The organism is Gilliamella sp. N-G2 (assembly GCF_002142215.1).
GTDB lineage: Bacteria > Pseudomonadota > Gammaproteobacteria > Enterobacterales > Orbaceae > Gilliamella.
Genome location: NZ_NAST01000068.1, coordinates 1 through 1,100, shown reverse-complemented (window position 1 = coordinate 1,100; position 1,100 = coordinate 1). Strand labels below are relative to the sequence as shown.

General features: G+C 40.3%; 1 protein-coding gene. It reads left to right on the top strand.

Features of this window, described 5'->3' with window-relative positions; translation table 11 throughout:
• Positions 1-1,100 (top strand): elongation factor Tu (gene tuf, locus B6C99_RS12960; protein WP_086360193.1); only part of this gene is annotated, 1,100 nt, incomplete at its 3' end.

Below are 1,100 nucleotides of genomic sequence, written 5' to 3'. Positions count from 1 at the left end.
ATGTCTAAAGAAAAATTTGAACGTACAAAACCCCACGTTAACGTTGGTACAATCGGCCACGTTGACCACGGTAAAACAACTTTAACTGCAGCTATTACTACTGTACTTTCTAAAAAATATGGTGGTCAAGCTCGTGCATTTGATCAAATTGATAATGCACCAGAAGAAAAAGCACGCGGTATCACCATCAATACTTCACACGTTGAATACGATACACCAACTCGTCACTACGCACACGTAGACTGCCCAGGTCATGCTGACTATGTTAAAAACATGATCACTGGTGCGGCACAAATGGACGGTGCTATCTTAGTAGTAGCAGCAACTGATGGTCCAATGCCACAAACTCGTGAGCACATTCTTTTAGGTCGTCAAGTAGGTGTTCCTTACATCATCGTATTCTTAAATAAATGTGATATGGTTGATGATGAAGAGTTATTAGAATTAGTTGAAATGGAAGTACGTGAACTTCTATCTCAATACGATTTCCCAGGTGATGATACACCAGTAATTCGTGGTTCAGCGCTTAAAGCGTTAGAAGGCGATGCTGCATGGGAAGAAAAAATTGTTGAATTAGCGGAAGCATTAGACACCTATATTCCAGAACCAGAGCGTGACATTGATAAACCATTCTTATTACCAATCGAAGACGTATTCTCAATCTCAGGTCGTGGTACAGTAGTAACAGGTCGTGTAGAGCGCGGTGTAATCAAAGTTGGTGAAGAAGTTGAAATCGTTGGTATCAAACCGACTACTAAAACAACTTGTACTGGTGTTGAAATGTTCCGTAAATTACTAGACGAAGGTCGTGCTGGTGAGAATGTTGGTGTATTACTACGTGGTACAAAACGTGAAGAAATCGAACGTGGTCAAGTATTAGCAAAACCAGGTTCAATCACTCCACATACAGATTTCGAATCAGAAGTGTATATTCTAAGTAAAGATGAAGGTGGTCGTCATACTCCATTCTTCAAAGGTTACCGTCCACAGTTCTACTTCCGTACAACAGACGTAACAGGTACTATTGAATTACCAGAAGGCGTAGAAATGGTAATGCCAGGTGATAACATCAAAATGACAGTATCATTAATTCACCCAAT